The sequence below is a fragment of the Aestuarium sp. genome, from assembly GCF_023253315.1.
Classification (GTDB): Bacteria; Pseudomonadota; Alphaproteobacteria; order Rhodobacterales; family Rhodobacteraceae; genus Marivivens; species Marivivens donghaensis.
The window spans coordinates 1-569 of record NZ_JALRGW010000192.1; the positions used below are offsets into that span (position 1 = coordinate 1).

1 protein-coding gene is annotated in these 569 nt (G+C 63.4%); it reads right to left on the bottom strand.

Going from position 1 to position 569, the window contains the following annotated elements; translation table 11 throughout:
• A partial coding sequence (locus AC1QQ2_RS14965; RefSeq protein WP_479713743.1) for a LysR substrate-binding domain-containing protein occupies positions 1-569 on the bottom strand: 569 nt, incomplete at both ends.

Here is a 569-nt window from a genome sequence, read left to right on the forward strand (position 1 = left end):
GCAACGTGACCAAGGTGCCATCGTTGGGTACGGCCAAGGCGGGTAACAGGGTGACGCCCATCGCAGCGCGCACGAAGCCGAGCAATGAGGTGGTGCTGAGTAGCATGAGGCTGGCCCGCTGAACCAAAGCGTCTAGCTGCGGCACACCTAAGCCAGCGCACAAGCCATTGGCGATGAAGTCATCGGGCTCAATATCTTCCCAACGCACGTTGCGGCGAAGTTTGGTAAGGGGGTGCCCGGGTGGGCAGACCCATTCAAAGGGGTCAAGCAGCAAGGTAGAGACGCTGAGGTCGGGCTGGTTGCCCACCACGGTGGCAATGCCGACGTCGACGCTTTCCTCCAACACAGCCTTGATGACGGCGCTGGAGTCAATGTCGCGCAGCTGCACGCGGACATCGGGGCGCAGTGTGCGCAGCCGGCGCAGGGCTTTGGGTAACAGCAGCGCCGCTGCCGACGGGACGGCCGCGACCTGTACCAGCCCCGAGCGCCCCATGGCGAAATGCTTCATTTCGCTGACGGCGTTGGCACACAGACTCACCACGGGGCGAGATTGCTCCAGCGCGAATTGG